This window comes from Metabacillus sp. SLBN-84 (assembly GCF_053629595.1).
The window spans coordinates 119,608-136,663 of sequence record NZ_JBRJIP010000001.1; the positions used below are offsets into that span (position 1 = coordinate 119,608).

General features: G+C 44.3%; 13 protein-coding genes, 1 tRNA gene and 1 pseudogene. 14 read left to right on the top strand and 1 reads right to left on the bottom strand.

All coding sequences use genetic code 11. The annotated features are described in order from the left end of the window. Positions 1-8 precede the first annotated feature (8 nt). The 14 genes from dnaB to RKD52_RS00695 all read left to right on the top strand — a co-directional run bounded on the left by dnaB (position 9) and on the right by RKD52_RS00695 (position 16,016). A complete protein-coding gene (gene dnaB, locus RKD52_RS00630; RefSeq protein ID WP_029282958.1) occupies positions 9-1,373 on the top strand; it encodes a replicative DNA helicase in 1,365 nt (454 codons plus the stop codon). Between the two features lie 712 nt (positions 1,374-2,085). Continuing rightward, positions 2,086-3,372, top strand: a complete 1,287-nt coding sequence (locus tag RKD52_RS00635) for an adenylosuccinate synthase (RefSeq protein ID WP_454098248.1) — start codon at positions 2,086-2,088, stop codon at positions 3,370-3,372. A gap of 127 nt (positions 3,373-3,499) precedes the next feature. Beyond that, positions 3,500-3,572: transfer RNA gene (locus tag RKD52_RS00640), tRNA-Phe, on the top strand. 352 nt (positions 3,573-3,924) lie between these two features. Then, on the top strand, positions 3,925-5,337 hold the full coding sequence (locus RKD52_RS00645; protein ID WP_454098249.1) for a peptidoglycan DD-metalloendopeptidase family protein: 1,413 nt from the start codon (positions 3,925-3,927) through the stop codon (positions 5,335-5,337). Positions 5,338-5,551: 214 nt separating this feature from the next. After that, entirely contained in the window at positions 5,552-6,256 is a 705-nt protein-coding gene (yycF, locus tag RKD52_RS00650; RefSeq protein WP_369734871.1) for a response regulator YycF, read from the top strand. A 5-nt stretch (positions 6,257-6,261) separates the two neighbouring features. Continuing rightward, positions 6,262-8,106, top strand: coding sequence for a cell wall metabolism sensor histidine kinase WalK (walK, locus tag RKD52_RS00655; RefSeq protein WP_369734873.1), 1,845 nt, complete (start codon positions 6,262-6,264; stop codon positions 8,104-8,106). Beyond that, positions 8,096-9,436, top strand: a complete 1,341-nt coding sequence (locus tag RKD52_RS00660; RefSeq protein ID WP_454098250.1) for a YycH family regulatory protein — start codon at positions 8,096-8,098, stop codon at positions 9,434-9,436. The genes walK and RKD52_RS00660 overlap by 11 nt, the downstream gene beginning before the upstream one ends. Further along, positions 9,423-10,229 (top strand): two-component system regulatory protein YycI, encoded by an 807-nt coding sequence (locus tag RKD52_RS00665; protein ID WP_454098251.1) that lies wholly within the window; start codon positions 9,423-9,425, stop codon positions 10,227-10,229. The genes RKD52_RS00660 and RKD52_RS00665 overlap by 14 nt, the downstream gene beginning before the upstream one ends. Positions 10,230-10,234: 5 nt before the next feature. Continuing rightward, entirely contained in the window at positions 10,235-11,029 is a 795-nt protein-coding gene (locus RKD52_RS00670; protein WP_282033560.1) for an MBL fold metallo-hydrolase, read from the top strand. 117 nt (positions 11,030-11,146) lie between these two features. Further along, positions 11,147-12,364 carry a S1C family serine protease gene (locus RKD52_RS00675; protein ID WP_454098252.1) on the top strand — a complete coding sequence of 406 codons (1,218 nt, stop codon included), beginning with the start codon at positions 11,147-11,149 and terminating at the stop codon, positions 12,362-12,364. A 50-nt stretch (positions 12,365-12,414) separates the two neighbouring features. Then, positions 12,415-12,570: a CxxH/CxxC protein gene (locus RKD52_RS00680; protein ID WP_411334240.1), complete on the top strand. Its 156-nt coding sequence runs from the start codon at positions 12,415-12,417 to the stop codon at positions 12,568-12,570. 82 nt (positions 12,571-12,652) lie between these two features. Then, positions 12,653-13,132 carry a 23S rRNA (pseudouridine(1915)-N(3))-methyltransferase RlmH gene (gene rlmH, locus RKD52_RS00685; protein ID WP_411334239.1) on the top strand — a complete coding sequence of 160 codons (480 nt, stop codon included), beginning with the start codon at positions 12,653-12,655 and terminating at the stop codon, positions 13,130-13,132. Between the two features lie 230 nt (positions 13,133-13,362). Then, complete coding sequence (locus RKD52_RS00690) at positions 13,363-14,751, top strand: ATP-binding protein (protein WP_454098253.1); 1,389 nt, start codon at positions 13,363-13,365, stop codon at positions 14,749-14,751. 842 nt (positions 14,752-15,593) lie between these two features. Next, the gene (locus RKD52_RS00695; protein WP_454098254.1) at positions 15,594-16,016 is read left to right on the top strand and encodes a hypothetical protein; all 423 of its coding nucleotides are present in this window, start codon (positions 15,594-15,596) and stop codon (positions 16,014-16,016) included. Between the two features lie 397 nt (positions 16,017-16,413). On the opposite strand, the pseudogene RKD52_RS00700 reads toward RKD52_RS00695, so the two are convergent. Next, positions 16,414-16,875, bottom strand: a pseudogene (locus RKD52_RS00700) (ferritin-like domain-containing protein); the annotation flags it as partial. Positions 16,876-17,056 lie beyond the last annotated feature (181 nt).

Sequence of the window (17,056 nt, forward strand, 5' to 3'; positions counted from 1 at the left end):
TGATCATCATGAATGAAATGTTTGATGACCGGATTCCTCCACAGAACATTGAGGCGGAGCAAGCCGTGCTCGGAGCCATTTTTCTCGAACCCGCATCATTGATTACAGCTTCTGAAATTCTGATTCCAGAAGACTTTTACAGAGCATCTCATCAGAAGATTTACAATGTCATGCTCGGGCTTGCGGATAAAGGAGAGCCTGTTGACTTAGTAACAGTCACCTCAGAGCTTGCAGATGCCAATTTACTAGAGGAAATCGGCGGTGTATCTTATTTAAGCGACCTGGCGGGTTCCGTCCCGACAGCAGCCAATATTGAATATTACGGCAGAATCGTCGAAGAAAAATCCATTCTCAGACGCCTGATCCGCACGGCAACCACCATTGCCCAGGACGGATATTCACGCGAAGACGAAGTGGCCGTTCTCCTCAACGAAGCCGAAAAAAACATCATGGAAGTCTCACAGCGCAAAAATGCAGGAGCTTTCCAAAATATAAAAGATGTACTCGTTCAAACGTACGATAACATTGAATTGCTGCACACACGAAAAGGCGACATCACGGGAATTGCGACAGGATTTACCGAGCTCGACCGGATGACGGCAGGCTTTCAGCGAAATGACCTCATCATCGTGGCGGCCCGTCCATCCGTTGGTAAAACCGCCTTTGCCCTGAATATCGCCCAGAACGTCGCAACAAAAACGGACGAAAACGTCGCCATCTTCAGTCTCGAGATGGGTGCGGACCAGCTCGTCATGAGGATGCTCTGTGCAGAAGGCAACATTAACGCCCAGGCACTTCGTACAGGAAACCTGACCCCTGAAGACTGGGGCAAGCTTACAATGGCCATGGGAAGCCTCTCTGACTCAGGCATCTACATCGATGATACGCCCGGTATCCGCGTCAGCGACATCCGCGCCAAATGCCGCCGCCTGAAGCAGGAAAGCGGCCTCGGCATGATCCTGATCGATTACCTGCAGCTCATCCAGGGAAGCGGACGTAACAAGGACAACCGTCAGCAGGAAGTATCCGAGATCTCCCGGACACTGAAGTCCCTCGCAAGGGAACTCAAAGTCCCGGTCATCGCCCTTTCCCAGCTTTCCCGCGGCGTTGAGCAGCGTCAGGACAAGCGTCCGATGATGTCCGACATCCGTGAATCCGGAAGTATCGAGCAGGATGCGGATATCGTAGCCTTCCTATACCGGGACGATTACTACGATAAAGAATCCGAAAACAAAAACATCATTGAAATCATCATCGCCAAGCAGCGTAACGGACCGGTCGGCACCGTCAGCCTGGCGTTTGTAAAAGAATACAACAAATTCGTCAACCTGGAACGGCGCTTCGATGATGCCGGCGTGCCACCAGGTGCTTAGAAGCTGTCCTTTGCGGGGCGGCTTTTTTTTGTTTGGGACAGGGCTGCGGATGCATGTATGAAGGATGCGTGCTTTTATTTAGGCGTAATCTTGAAATTTTCAAGTAAACGGCTGTTTGCGGCAAGTAACGGATCGGTTTTTTCTAGTAAAAGAGGTATTCCGGCAAGTATTCCGCATGTGGTGACAAGTAAACGGTCTGAATCACTCTCACACTTCGTTTTTAAGTTGTTTAACTCCAGTGGATTGCAGCGTAAGGCATTTGACTCGTTGTCCAGCTGTAGCGCCCAACTCCTCTGTCAGAACAAAATCCCCCAAAAAGTCAACACCGGACTTTTCGTGTGATTTCTTATCTGACTGCCGGAGCAAAAAGGGAGCTTCCACTTTTCTATGGGATGCAGAGGGAATGGGAGATCCCGCAATGCTTGCCGAGGAAGCTCCTATCCCTCCCCGCGGAAAGCAAATGCCTGGAGCGAAAAGGAACGGGTATGATTGCGCCACATCTTCCCCTGACAAAATGAAACCCCAAATCAGGGGTTAACCTATGAAAAGAGGAACCAAATCACACACAATCACAACATATTACGAACGAAAAGAAAATGAAATCTCATTAATGTTCGTCTTTTCATTGACTTTCCGCCCTTTAACTGGTAGAATTAGCTTGTTTGATTGAGCGAAACTAGAACGTGTTTTAAATAACCGGAGGTGCACATTAATGTCTTCAGTAGTAGTAGTTGGTACACAATGGGGAGATGAAGGAAAAGGCAAAATTACCGATTTCCTTTCCGAAAATGCGGAGGTCATTGCCCGTTATCAAGGCGGAAACAACGCCGGACATACAATTAAATTCAACGGTGAAACATATAAGCTGCACTTAATTCCATCAGGTATCTTTTACAGTGATAAGACCTGTGTAATCGGCAATGGAATGGTCGTTGATCCTAAAGCTCTTATGACGGAGCTTAAATATCTTCACGACCGCGGCGTCAGCACGGACAACCTGCGCATCAGCAACCGCGCGCACGTTATTCTGCCTTATCACCTTAAACTTGATGAAGTGGAAGAAGAGCGCAAAGGCGCGAACAAAATCGGCACAACAAAAAAAGGAATCGGACCTGCTTATATGGACAAAGCAGCGCGCGTCGGCATCCGTATTGCTGACCTCCTTGACCGTGAAGCATTTGAAGAAAAGCTTGCACGCAACCTTGAAGAAAAGAACCGCATGCTTGAAAAGTACTATGAAACAGAAGGCTTCACAATGGAAGAAATTCTTGATGAGTACTATGAGTACGGCCAGCAGTTCAAACAATACGTCTGCGATACAGCCGTTGTGCTGAACGATGCTCTTGACGGCGGCAGACGCGTGCTGTTTGAAGGTGCACAGGGCGTTATGCTTGATATCGACCAGGGCACATATCCGTTCGTTACATCATCAAACCCTGTTGCAGGGGGCGTAACGATCGGTTCAGGCGTCGGCCCGACGAAAATCAACCATGTTGTCGGCGTATCCAAAGCCTACACAACACGTGTTGGAGACGGTCCGTTCCCGACAGAACTTGATAACGAAATCGGCTACCAGATCCGTGAAGTCGGACGCGAGTACGGAACAACAACAGGCCGCGCGCGCCGTGTCGGCTGGTTTGACAGCGTCGTTGTCCGCCACGCACGCCGCGTCAGCGGAATCACAGACCTGTCCCTTAACTCAATTGACGTTCTGACAGGCATTGAAACACTGAAAATCTGTACAGCATACAAATACAAAGGCGAAATCATGGAATCATTCCCTGCAAGCCTTAAAGTCCTTGCTGAATGCGAGCCGGTATACGAAGAGCTTCCAGGCTGGACAGAAGACATCACAGGCGTACGCGACCTCGGAGAACTTCCGCAGAACGCACGCAACTACATCGAGCGCGTATCGCAGCTTACAGGCATTCCGCTTTCCGTCTTCTCTGTCGGTCCTGACAGAACGCAGACAAACGTTGTAAGAAGCGTATACAGCTAAGCCATTGAATCGAAAGGGATCCGTCCCTTTCGATTTTTTAATTATTTTTAAAATAGTCTTGTGTTTGAGCTGTTATTGAACTATAATAATTTAGGTCGGCAGATAATCGCTGATCCATACATACTTCGGCTTGGTAGCTCAGTCGGTAGAGCAAAGGACTGAAAATCCTTGTGTCGGCGGTTCGATTCCGTCCCAAGCCACTACGAAAAGCTTCAGCACTGGGTGCTGAAGCTGGACACAGAAAAAAGACATGATCCTTAATCGGATGCATGTCTTTTTTGTTATGCCTATAGTCGCATAACCGTTACATAAAAGTGCAAATTTTTACATCAAAAACTAAAATATGACATCAATAATACAGAAATGTTACATTTTTGAAAATGGCTAGGTAATAGTCTGATAATATGGTAGGTTAGTAGAGTGGCTAAAAAAGAAATCCGCAAACATAGCACTATAGGCTTATATAGATGATAGATAAAGTACTGATCAGTGGTCAATTGGGAGGAAATTGTATCGTGTTTAAAGCGCATAACTGGATTCGTTGGAAACAACGTGAAGCATACAAACAGCACTATAAAGAAGGCATTATTCGGTCTGACTTTCGCAGGCGCCATGACATTCGGCATGAATGCTTCTGCAGAGGAAAATCTTGAGACCGTTTACCATATTTATCTGGACGGCGAAAGAATCGGAACGGTAGACAGTCAGCAGTTAATTGATGACCTTTCAAAGCAAAAGATTGAAGAGGCCAAAAAAGAGTATAAAGATTATCAATTAACGGTTGAAGAGATGGAAGTAATCCCTGAGCAAATGTTCCGTCCTGCTGCAAGCAACGAGGAAACTCTTGCCAAGCTTAAAGAAGAGCTTAATGTAGCAGCAGACGCAGCTTTACTTAAAATAGATAATCAGACTGTCGGCTACTTCAAGAACAAAGAAGAAGCAGAGAGAGTTCTAAAAGCTTACAAAGCCAAGTACGTTCCGGCTGAACAGGTAGAACAGGCCGAGAAAATGAAGCAGTCCCCACAGCCGCTTCAGCCATTAAAAGAAAATGAATCTCGTATACTAGACGTTTCATTCTCGGGAAAAGTTTCAATTTCAGAGGAGAAAATTTCTCCTGAAGAGGTGCTGACGGCACAGGAAGGCGTAAAGCTTCTTGCAAAAGGCACGCTTGAAGAGAAAAAACACAAAGTAAAAGATGAAGATGTTCTTTCAAAGGTCGCTTCTGAATACAAGCTTTCCGTTGAAGAATTGCTTGCTCTAAATCCGGGTCTGTCAGATGAAAATGTAATCAAGCCTGGTGAGGAACTAAACGTAAAAGACTACAAGCCTTTCACAAATGTCCTAGTAAAAGAAGAGGTTTCAAAAAAAGAAGCCATTGCCTATGAAACAGAAGTGGTTGAAGATTCTTCCATGTTTAAAGGCGACAAAAAAACGAAGCAAGAAGGAAAAGATGGACAGAAGCTTCTTAACTATGTTGTTCACAAGGAAAACGGCAAAGAAGTAAAACGTGAAACGACAAAAGAAGAAACGCTTGCTGAACCGGTAAAAGAAATCATCGTAAAAGGCACAAAAGTGGTTCCTTCACGCGGAAACGGCTCTCTTCAGTGGCCGGCTGTCGGCGGATATGTTTCAAGCAAGCTTGGAACGCGCTGGGGCAAGATGCACAAAGGAATCGACATTGCCCGTCCGAGTGACCGCACAATCAAAGCGGCAGACAACGGCAAGATTATCTCTGCAGGCAATGATGGCGCATACGGGAATAAAGTCGAAATTGATCATGGAAATGGCATGAAGACGGTTTATGCCCACCTTGATTCAATCTCTGTATCGGTTGGCGATACAGTGTCTCAGGGACAGAAAATCGGTGTCATGGGTTCTACCGGCCGCTCAACTGGCGTTCACCTTCACTTTGAAGTCTATGAGAACGGAAAACTGAAAGATCCATTGAAGTATTTAAAGAGATAACCTTGGGCCCTGCCTGAGGTTTTCCTCATTTTTCACATCGGACTTGTATTTATGACTCGGCACTGCGCCGGGTTTTTGTCTTTTTACCGCTGATTTGCCTGACAGAGTTTGGGATATCCTAAAAAGAAACTGCCTGAAAAGATGAATCTGCCTGTCATAAGTGGTAAATTAAGAAGAGAGAACGTAACACCTTATATAAAAGGGGCGATTGGCCGTGGAAAAGAAAATCTTAGTTGTCGATGATGAAAAGCCGATTGCAGATATTCTGCAGTTTAACTTAAAAAAAGAGGGCTACGACGTTTATTGCGCCTATGACGGAAACGAAGCGCTTGAAATGGTCGAAGAAGTGCAGCCTGACTTAATCCTATTAGATATTATGCTTCCGAACAAAGACGGAATGGAAGTCTGCCGCGAGGTCCGTAAAAAATATGAAATTCCGATTATCATGCTGACGGCAAAAGACTCGGAAATTGATAAAGTGCTTGGACTTGAGCTCGGAGCGGATGACTATGTGACGAAGCCTTTCAGCACAAGAGAACTGCTTGCGCGGGTAAAAGCAAATTTAAGAAGACTTCAGGCGCTGCCCCCTGAGCAGCAGTCAGATAAAAACGAAATCGAAATCGGTTCCCTCACGATTCACCCTGATGCTTATGTAGTATCAAAACGCGGGGAAACAATCGAACTGACACACCGCGAGTTCGAACTGCTTCATTATCTGGCTAAGCATATCGGACAGGTCATGACCCGCGAGCATCTTCTCCAGACCGTATGGGGCTATGATTATTTCGGTGATGTGCGCACAGTTGACGTCACGGTCCGCAGACTAAGGGAAAAAATTGAAGACAACCCAAGTCATCCAACATGGATTGTGACAAGACGAGGTGTCGGGTACTACCTGCGAAACCCTGAACAGGAGTAGGATTCATGAATAAAGTTGGTTTTTTCAGATCCATCCATTTCAAATTCGTCATGGTCTATGTCCTGCTGATCATGATTGCCATGCAGATTATCGGTGTCTATTTCGTTCAGCAACTTGAACGGTCCCTCACCGAAAATTTCAATACATCCATCACGCAGCGAATCAATTTCATCAACTACAGCATCGAACAGGAAATGTCCAAGGAGAGGACGGAGGATCCGACCGGAACCCTCCCCACTCTCGAAGAAGACATCACCGCCATACTAAAGGATTTCGCGAAAGATGAAATCCAGGAAATCCGTGTCATCGATAAAAACAGCCGCGTCATTGCAACATCAGATCCGAACAACAGCGACATTATCGGCAAGCGTACGACGGAAGTGCTTGTGAAACGAACGCTTGTCTTTGAAAAGCCTGATGAAAAAGTCTATATAGATAAACCAACAAGCAGGCGCGTGAAAATTTCTTCTACACCGATTAAAAACATCAATCAGGAAACGATTGGCGCCCTCTATCTGGTCGCATCAATGGAAGAAGTCTTCTCCCAAATGCGCGTCATCAACGGGATTCTCGCGACCGGAACTGGTATTTCCTTGGCAATTACGGCACTTCTCGGGGTCTTTCTTGCAAGAACGATTACAAGACCGATGTCCGATATGCGAAAGCAGGCATTGGAGCTTGCGAAGGGGAACTTTTCTCGAAAAGTCCGCGTTTACGGCGAGGATGAAATCGGCCAGCTTGCGGTGACTTTTAACAACCTGACAGACAAGCTTGAAGAAGCCCAGGCATCAACTGAAGGCGAGCGGAAAAAGCTTGCATCCGTGATTGCCCATATGACGGACGGCGTTATCGCGACAAACCGCGCAGGCGATGTGATTCTCGTGAACAGTCCTGCGATCGAAATGCTGAACGTTTCACGTGAAACGGTGCTCGATGTTCCAATCACGAAGGTTCTCGGCATTGACGATGAATATACGTTTGATAGTTTAATTGACCAGCAGGACTCTCTCATCCTTGATGCAAGCACAGAGGACAAACCGTACATCCTTAAGGTTAACTTTTCGACGATTCAGCAGGAACAAAAGCGCATCACCGGTTTAATCGCGGTGATTTACGATATTACGGAGCAGGAGAAAATCGATGAGGAGCGCCGCGAATTTGTTGCGAACGTGTCACATGAGCTCCGGACGCCGCTTACGACGATGCGCAGCTACCTGGAAGCACTTGCCGATGGGGCGTGGGAAGACAGGGACATTGCCCCGCAGTTTTTAAATGTAACTCAGAATGAAACCGAGCGGATGATCCGCCTTGTCAACGATCTTCTGCAGCTGTCAAAGCTCGACAGCAAGGATTACCGCATCAATAAAGAATGGGTCAACTTCACAGCCTTCTTCAATCAGATTATCGACAGGTTTGAAATGACGAAAGAGCAGCATGTCTCCTTCCTTCGCGACCTGCCTGAAGAAAAGCTCTATGTCGATATTGATCCTGATAAAATTACACAGGTGCTCGACAACATTATTTCCAATGCCCTGAAATATTCTCCAGAGGGCGGACTGATTACCTTTAAGACAGAAATCATGGATGACATGCTCCAAATCAGTGTCACAGACCAGGGCATGGGCATTCCAAAAGGAACAGAGCACAAGATTTTTGAGCGGTTTTACCGCGTGGATAAAGCAAGAACGAGAAAGCTTGGCGGCACTGGACTGGGGCTTGCCATCGCAAAAGAAATGATCGGGGCCCATGACGGTGAAATCTGGGCGGAAAGCGTGGAAGGCAAAGGGACAACGATCCTGTTTACCCTTCCATTTACAAGGGATCAAGAGGATGAGTGGGATGAATCGTGAAAATATAAAAACCGTTATATTGGTGCTGCTCGTCTGTGGAAGTGTGTTTTTCACCTACAACCTTTGGACGTTTAAGCCGAACTACGATTTCATCGACAGCAGCCAGTACCTTGAAAATGAGCCGATCAGCAACGTGAAGCATGAGCCGGAGGACGTCATCCGTCCCTATCAGATGATGGTTCACGACAAAGCCGAGCATTACGGCACCTACCGGCCGGAACGGATTGATTTTGTCTGGAATCAGCTGAAAAACTGGAACATGGGCGAAGTGAAAAATGTATCCGGCAAATACACGGCAGATGAGCTGGATGAGTGGCTGACGGGAAAAAGCGAATCGAGAAAGATCGAGTTTCTCTTCAGCGACAAAGTTCCGTTTGAACTCTTTCAGTCTATTTTTCAATACAAGTCACAAAAAACGATCTACTCATCATTTGACCGGATCGTCCTTCCAAGCGGGAAAAACGGATCGTTTCAAAAAATCCTGTTTATTTCAATGGAGCAAAGGCTCGTCTATGAAGCTTCCATCAGCAATGAGAACGCCAAAGGCATCGTTGCGTCAGTCATCGAAAAGCGGGAAAACCTTGACCGCTTCGTGCCAGAGGTGATTTCTGAAGACAATCGACTGCTGCTTCCTGAGGGCCGGATTGCTCTGGATGAAATCGAATATATCATTAACTCCGTCAATGGCGAGGCGTTCAAGCGGGCGCTCTTTACGAATCCCGATTATGTCCGCCGGGAAATGAAGCCGACACAAAACGTTTATACGGACGGGACAAGTCTTTTGACAATCTACCCGAGCCAGGAACGGCTGCGGTTTGTGAACCCGACCATTGACCCGAGCATGTTTATTGAACGGGGAAAAGCAATGAAGCAAAGCATCGAATTTTTGAACGATCACGGCGGATGGACGGATGAGTACCACTTCTACAGCATGAATCCCGACAGCCAGCTTGTCTCATTCCGGCTGATGATCGATTCCATTCCCGTTTTTGAAAACAATTCAAAAACATTCGGCCCGACAGAGATCGCGATGCGCTGGGGAGATAATGAAATCGCCACCTACTCAAGACCGCTCTACCGCCTGAATTCAGGCTACAGCCCAAGCGCTGTTGACATGCTTTCAAGCAAAGAAATTGTCAGCGAGCTAAAGCAGAAAAAAAGCATCGAACCTGATAAAGTGAAGCGGGTCTTCCCTGCCTATGAAATGTCGGCAACGGCAGAGCCGAGAATTGTTGCCATCAAACCGTACTGGTACGCTGAAACAACGGGCGGCCAATACGTGAAACTGCATACCGAAACGCTTGGAGGGAACAGCGATGGACTGGAGTAAAACGAAAACCATTTTCATTCTGGCTTTCCTTGTCCTAAACACCTTCTTAGCCATTCAATATTTCAATATCGTCATCACCAACAGCCGGTATGATGTCATTAAAGAGCCGCTGATCGAGGAGCAGCTTGCGGCAGAGGGCATTACGTACAAGAAGCTCCCGGAAGGCAATGAAACCGGCGCTTACATTACGGCTGAAAGCAAGGTGTTTACAAAGGAAGAACTAGAGTCCCTCCCTGCTCAGGACGTACTGAATCTCGAGGATGATATTACGTCCCTGCGGGCGGAATTTGAAAAGCCCTTCACCCTGCCTGAAACAAACACACAAAGCAAGCTTAATCAGATTGTGAGAGAAAACATTCTCTCAGGCGACCAATATGCCTTCTGGAAAACGGACAACGTGAAAAACACGATCATCTACATCCAGACCTACAATGACCGGCTTGTGTTTCAGGACCTGTCAGCCGACCAGAAAATCGGGATGCTGACCCTGTTTTTAAACGATAAAAATCAGCTCGTCAGCTATGAGCAGACGCTGCTTGAAAACATTCAGGACCTTGAGGGCAAGCAGGACACGCTCCCTGCCATTAAGGCGCTTGAGGCCCTTTACAACAAGAATGACTTAAAACCGAATAGCACGGTGACAGAGGTTCAGTTCGGCTATTATACGCCGTTCCCGCTCTCGGGCGAACAGATCCTCGCCCCGACCTGGCACATCGTCGTCAATGATTCGGAGGATTATTACGTAAATGCATTAGAAGGACAGGTCATCCGTTCTAATGAAAAATTGGAGTGAACGCAATGAGTCTGCAATTCAGTGTTCTCGCAAGCGGAAGCACGGGAAATGCAACATATGTCGAAACAGACAAGCACTCTCTGCTCGTTGATGCCGGATTCAGCGGAAAGCAGATGGAAGCCCTGTTTCAGCAGATCGGAAGAAAAATCAACAAGCTGTCAGGTATACTCGTAACCCATGAGCACAGCGACCACATCAAAGGACTCGGCATCCTGGCACGCAAGTACAATCTGCCTGTCTATGCCAACGAAAAAACGTGGCAGGCGATGGAAGGACTGATTGGAGCGATCCATCCCGACCAGAAATTCATCTTCCAGACCGGGACCGTTCAATCGTTCGGCGGAATCGACGTTGAATCATTCGGCGTGTCCCATGACGCGGCCGAGCCGATGTTCTACACCTTCCACCACGAAGGGAAAAAGCTAGCTCTGATCACAGACACCGGATATGTCAGCGACAGAATGAAAGGCATCATCCACAATGCGGATGCCTTCGTGTTTGAAAGCAACCATGACGTCGACATGCTGCGCATGGGCCACTATCCGTGGAGCGTCAAGCGCCGAATCCTGAGCGATGTCGGCCACGTTTCCAATGAAGACGCGGCGCTTGCCATGACCGATGTCATCGGCGACAACACAAAACGCATCTACCTTGCCCATCTCAGCAAAGACAACAACATGAAAGAGCTCGCACGCATGTCCGTCCAGCAGACGCTTGAAGGCAAAGGCTACATGCCTGGAGAGCAGTTCGACCTTTACGACACAGACCCAAAAACCCCCACCCCCCTGGTGCTTGTTTAGCACAGCAAATGGAGTTTTTTTGAAGATCCTTGGGTATACTGAATCTATATAACGTCCTGCAAAAGCTCCTGCTTAAAAGGAGCTTTCGCGCTACATAAAAGATGGGTGGGATAACCAATGGGGTACTATGATCAGGACTATGAACACTACAGCCGGAAGCAAAAAGGCAACCGCGGCGGCAAATTTCTGCCCGGGCTGCTCGGCGCCATCCTTGGCGGCCTGCTCGTCCTTTTTTCCGTTCCGATCCTTGCCAACATGAACATCCTTCCTTATGACCTCGCACTCGGCGGGGACGAGGAGGATAAAGAAGACGAAACGCCTAACTCGACCGTTCCATCCCGGAACATCTCCGTGGATGTGAGCACGGCGGTCACAAAAGCGGTCGACAGCGTCTCAAAAGCGGTCGTTGGCGTCGTCAACATCCAGGAAGCGGGATTCTGGAATGAAAAAGGCGAAGCCGGCACAGGATCAGGCGTCATTTACAAAAAAGAAGGCGGAAGTGCCTTCATCGTCACCAACTACCATGTAATCGAGGGAGCCACGCAAATCGAGCTCAGCCTGAGCGACGGCACCCGGATCCCTGCTGAAGTACTCGGCAGCGATGAGCTTATGGACCTTGCTGTTCTAAGATCCGAAAGCAAAGCCGTCGAGCAGGTCGCCGAATTTGCCAACTCTGACAACGTGAAGCCTGGAGAACCGGTCATCGCCATCGGAAATCCGCTTGGCCTCCAGTTCTCGGGCTCTGTCACACAGGGCATCATCTCCGGCACCGAGCGCGCCATTCCGGTCGACTCGAACCAGGACGGAGAAGTTGACTGGAATGCAGAGGTCCTCCAGACAGACGCAGCCATCAACCCCGGCAACAGCGGCGGGGCGCTCGTCAACATCGACGGCAAGCTCATCGGCATCAACTCCATGAAGATTGCCGAATCAGCGGTAGAGGGAATCGGCCTCGCCATCCCAATCAACCTGGCGGCACCAATCATCGAAGACCTTGAAAAATACGGCGAAGTCAGACGCCCGTTCCTTGGAATCGGCATGAGATCCCTAAACGAAGTCTCAAGCTACCACTGGGAGCAGACGCTCAAGCTGCCTGACAAAGTATTATCCGGCGTTGTCGTCATGAGCGTGAACCCGGTCTCGCCTGCAGGTCAGGCAGGACTTAAGGAAATGGACGTCATCACCGAATTTGACGGTCAGGAAATCAAAGACATCATCGACCTGCGCAAGCAGCTCTATAAACGATCAGTCGGGGAAGAAATCGACATCACCTACTACCGTGAAGGCAAACAGGAATCAGTGAAGCTAAAGCTCGGAGAAGAACAGGAGGGGTAAACTTCTCCTGTTTTTTCTTTGAGGCAAACTGTGGATAAGGAGAAAATATAATGAAATGCTGCGAAGAACACATTGAATTAGCGATCGATATGTATGTAGACGAGCACGAAATCGCTCCAGAAATCGAAAAAATCAGAGAAATCAACAAGTTATCCACACCCTGTGAATTGTGCACAAACCCTGCTGTATATATAGTGGGGAACTAATATTCGCACACTAAATGTGGATAAGTTGTACACAAATGTGGATAACATCTGTTGTTAATCTGAATCAAAGTGGGGATAGCCTGTGAACATCACAATTTGCACAATCGGCAAGCTAAAAGAAAAATACCTGAAACAAGGAATCGACGAATTCCTCAAGCGTCTCACACCATACGCCAAAGTCGACATCATCGAACTCCCGGACGAAAAAGCACCCGAAAATCTCAGCGAATCCGAAATGGAAATGGTGAAACAAAAAGAAGGCGAGCGCCTCCTTTCAAAAATTTCCGATGATACTCATGTCATCGCGCTGGCGATCAAAGGGAAAATGAAATCATCAGAGGAGCTTGCAGCTGATCTGGACCGTCTTGCGACGTACGGAAAGAGCAAGGTGGCTTTTGTCATTGGCGGATCTCTTGGGTTAAGTGATGAAGTTATGAAGAGGGCGAATGATACCCTGTCGTTCTCCAAAATGACATTTCCGCATCAGTTGATGAGATTGATTTTGGTGGAGCAGGTTTATAGGGCTTTTCGGATTAATCGGGGGGAGCCGTATCATAAGTAAGCCAAAATCATGATGAGAAAAAGAGGAACTATACTGTTTTTGTAATTTCGAAATCTTAATATTAAATTATGCGAATACTAAATTTAAATTTTTGTTGAGATATATTGAGGTTCTGTTTATTTAAATAATTTGATAAAATTTCGTGCTTTAAATAATTTTGGAAACTAAAATAGGATATAATTAGTATAAATTCCATTTATTAAAAATAAAAGTGTGGAGTGATATAATTTATGTCAATAAGCTTGCCTTCGAGATATGAAGATCTTGATGAAACATACCGAGGAAGACTGGTACCTAATAGAAATCTATTATCTATAATAAATAAAGCCCAAAAATCCATGATGATTAGTGGAGGAATTCGTTTTTTACCCATTTATGGTGAAAGTGGAGCAGGGAAAAGTAGTGCTGCTAGAGAATTAAGTACCCATTTACCTGGTTTAAAGACGTTTGTTTTAGAGAGGAATGAAATAGAATCTAGAGATACCTTAGTTAATAGGGTAGCAACTGAATATGAAAGAAATAAAGATAAAATTTTGGTTGCTATTGTCGATCAATATGAAGAAAATGTAGCATCCCGAGAAAAAATTCCTACTCAGTTTGTAGAGTATTTAAGTTTATTGGATAGAGGCCAGTTTAGAAAAATTCCTATCATTTTCATTTGGTTGACTACAGATAAAGATTTTCAAAAATTATTAGTAAATGCAACTACTAGAAACAGAAGGATACTATTGGACGAAGAATTTACAATTCATGGTCCAGAAAAAGATGATTGGCCTAAAATTATTGAAGAAACTTTTTCTTTTCACAATAGTGAAAAATCACTGGCAGATTACGGACTAATAGAACCGGATCTAATTAGTATAGGTTTCGAGAACAAGACATTGGGTTCCGCTATACAAGATACTGGAACTAGACTTTCTGAAAATCTTGATGACATACAAAATTTATCAGAATATCAAGTTATTATAATGTGGCCTGTAGCCGATTCATTAAGAAATCAAAGAGTTATGCAATTTTCCAAACCTAGAGAAGGCTATAAATTAAACTGGGATGCATGGTATAGTGAGCTAAATAGTGAGGATAAAATACAGTTACCTCTTAGAGAACTAAATAGAACAAGATTATATTTTGATCTACGGATTGTTCCAGTCAGAGTAGCAGATTTACATAAATTGTGTTTAAATTTAGAACAAAATGAAGTTAAGTTAGCTAATACGTATATACAACGGTTTACGAAGACACATTTTTATCACGTTGTTTCTAACACTTGGGAAAGTTACGAATACAACCCTGTTAGAGAAAGAGAATCTCAAAGATCTAGTGATGCAGAACAGTGGTATTCTACTGTGACTGGGAAACCTACACTTCTAGGTAGAAGACTGGCAAAAATATTTAATCAATGTGGGTTTGAAGGTGTGCATGAAGAAAGTTTAACTTCTTCATATGGAAAAATTAGAGCAGATGTGTTTATTAAGAGACCTGAAATACAAAAAAATAAGGTGATAATCGAGTTAAAAGTTTTTTCATCTGAAAATACTATGCCTTCTACGATAAAAGATGCTATTAAAGTTACCTTAAGGAGACATGCGCAGTTTGCCGGGTTTTTACAAAGGCAATAAACCTACATAAATCTAAGAATGTTTTCAGGACGATATTTATAGACTGTAAAATTTGATATATGCCACTTTATGCAATTCATCTATTATATGAAACTTTGGTTCAATTTCTCCTGCACTGTATATTTTAGATTTACAGATTACACTTTAGCGTATTGAAAGCTTGCTGCAATTTCTTACAGAAGAGGCTGAATGTCGAATTTTCTAACCTTTCAATTATTCAATAATTATCAGAATCTGTATAAAATAGGGACGGCTCTAATGCTTTCTACCGTAAATGGAAATGTTAGACCCGTCCCATTGCTTTTAATTTCTACTCTATTCTCTGCAGCCACTACTCTCTGACTAGATGACGAATCGTTGTAAAACGACAGTTTTATTAAGGCGATCTCTGATACACCCATTTAATTCTGGATACATACATAAGATAAAACACTCCTATCCTCTACTCATTAGCGTTCGTCATGCATTCACTGAGTCAGAGATGAGCCTTTTCTGGAAAGAACAGGAGTTAACATATACCAATTTTATTTTTTTACATGTTTCAATTAGCGTACTATAAATAATAAGTTAGCACATTATTGTCTGTTATGCCGTTAGTGGGGATGGAATAAAAACTATGGCAATATCTAGAGGCTTCCTTCTGCCGCTAATCGGTTTTTGGGCATTTTCTCATAGCTATTGCAAGCACGAGCCTAAGGGTTCAGCATTTTCAGTGAATGTAATTGATGATATTTCCGGTCCGCTAGTTATTATTAAGGGTAGTATAGCTAAATTTTAAAAAGAATAGCATAACTTTTGAGTATAACATTTAATAGGGAGATTAAATGAAGGAGGATATATTTATGTCTAATAATTTTATAAGTTATATACCTCTTTTAATAACCATAATAACAGTAATCGCTGGGTTCATTACATGGGGATTAAATGAACGTAGCAAAAGAAAACATGAAAGCTATAAAAGGAAAGAAGAACGTTATGCTGAATTAATAAAAAGTATAAAGGGTTTTTATGTTAATTCCGGCAACACAGATTTAAAATCAAATTTCTTAGAACAAGTAAACTTGTGTTGGTTGTATTGTCCAGATGAAGTTGTAATAAAGCTTTATGAATTTTTAGAAACTGTGAAAACAACTTCAAGTGATGACAATCAAAAGGAAATTGCACTCGGTAAAGTTATGGTTGCTATTAGAAATGATTTACTGAAGGACACCAAAATGAATAATAATTTAACTCATGAAAATTTTAGAATATATTTAGTAAATTAGGTTCTAAACATATGAGTTTTAATAGGTTCTTATTATAAATTATGAAATTTTAAAATCTCAATTCAATGGAATTAAACAAACTCACATTATTTCCGTTTGAAGATTGACGAGTGAGCATAAGTAATGAACTTATTAATAGTGAATTCAACAAAACAATGCTCGAGGTTTATCAATTGTCATTTTTATTACTTTTGGGATGTACTAATGCTTATTTGGCCTCTTAGATATCTGCTGTGAACCGTATAAAAAATAGTAAAAGCAGAGAGTGGAAGAAACAATTTTAAAGATAATATAAAACTAACATAAAAAAGAGTGTAGTTTTATAGGGGGAAATTACACTTCCTGGGTTTTCACTTTGTTGATTGTAAGTCAGACTACAAATATCCCATATGAATTCTTAAAAATAGGATAAAGGTTCTTGATACCTCCTCCCAACCCCTCTCTCAAAAGCAGCCAAATGATTAAGCGAAGCATCTCTCAATTGAGTAAAAACCAGTCTCGCATCACTTGGGATATCGAAAGTCAGGAATCTATTGTACATGCCGATATTGTCGATTTCCCCTTGAACTCCAGCTGCATAGGCTGCTTTAATGTTTGGTGGCGTTGTCACGAATGACTGTGATATATCCTCAGGTATAGGAACCTGATAGCGTTCAAAGAGTGGCAGTAAGGCGCTTATGTGTCTCAGTTCTGCTTCTTTGATCCGTGCAAATGTAGGGATATATCCAAATGTCCCTAGAATATTGTTGTATCTTGCTTGAGCCAGATATTCGTCCTGAAGAGCATAAGTCAGCATTTGAGGAAAAGACAGCGTTGCTGCATTTAGTGCTCCTTTAGCACCGAAATTTTCGATTTGTCTATAAAGGTTTGCATGACCTGCTATATGATTTGTCCCGGCGGGAGCATAATAGAATGGATTTCTGTTGTATACATACACGGTGAGCAATTCCCTCCCTGTTGTCATTTTTAGGTTTAGCATATGTTTTCTCATCAGTATGGTGTAAGGACATCGTATGATTTTATAACTACTTAAATACAGG

Bases quoted from the DNA above. Each gene is read 5' to 3' on its own strand.
- walK (WP_369734873.1), top strand. From the start codon at position 6,262: ATGAATAAAGTTGGTTTTTTCAGATCCATCCATTTCAAATTCGTCATG.
- RKD52_RS00635 (WP_454098248.1), top strand. From the start codon at position 2,086: ATGTCTTCAGTAGTAGTAGTTGGTACACAATGGGGAGATGAAGGAAAA.
- RKD52_RS00680 (WP_411334240.1), top strand. From the start codon at position 12,415: ATGAAATGCTGCGAAGAACACATTGAATTAGCGATCGATATGTATGTA.
- RKD52_RS00660 (WP_454098250.1), top strand. From the start codon at position 8,096: ATGAATCGTGAAAATATAAAAACCGTTATATTGGTGCTGCTCGTCTGT.
- RKD52_RS00675 (WP_454098252.1), top strand. From the start codon at position 11,147: ATGGGGTACTATGATCAGGACTATGAACACTACAGCCGGAAGCAAAAA.
- dnaB (WP_029282958.1), top strand. From the start codon at position 9: ATGAATGAAATGTTTGATGACCGGATTCCTCCACAGAACATTGAGGCG.
- RKD52_RS00670 (WP_282033560.1), top strand. From the start codon at position 10,235: ATGAGTCTGCAATTCAGTGTTCTCGCAAGCGGAAGCACGGGAAATGCA.
- RKD52_RS00695 (WP_454098254.1), top strand. From the start codon at position 15,594: ATGTCTAATAATTTTATAAGTTATATACCTCTTTTAATAACCATAATA.
- RKD52_RS00665 (WP_454098251.1), top strand. From the start codon at position 9,423: ATGGACTGGAGTAAAACGAAAACCATTTTCATTCTGGCTTTCCTTGTC.
- RKD52_RS00690 (WP_454098253.1), top strand. From the start codon at position 13,363: ATGTCAATAAGCTTGCCTTCGAGATATGAAGATCTTGATGAAACATAC.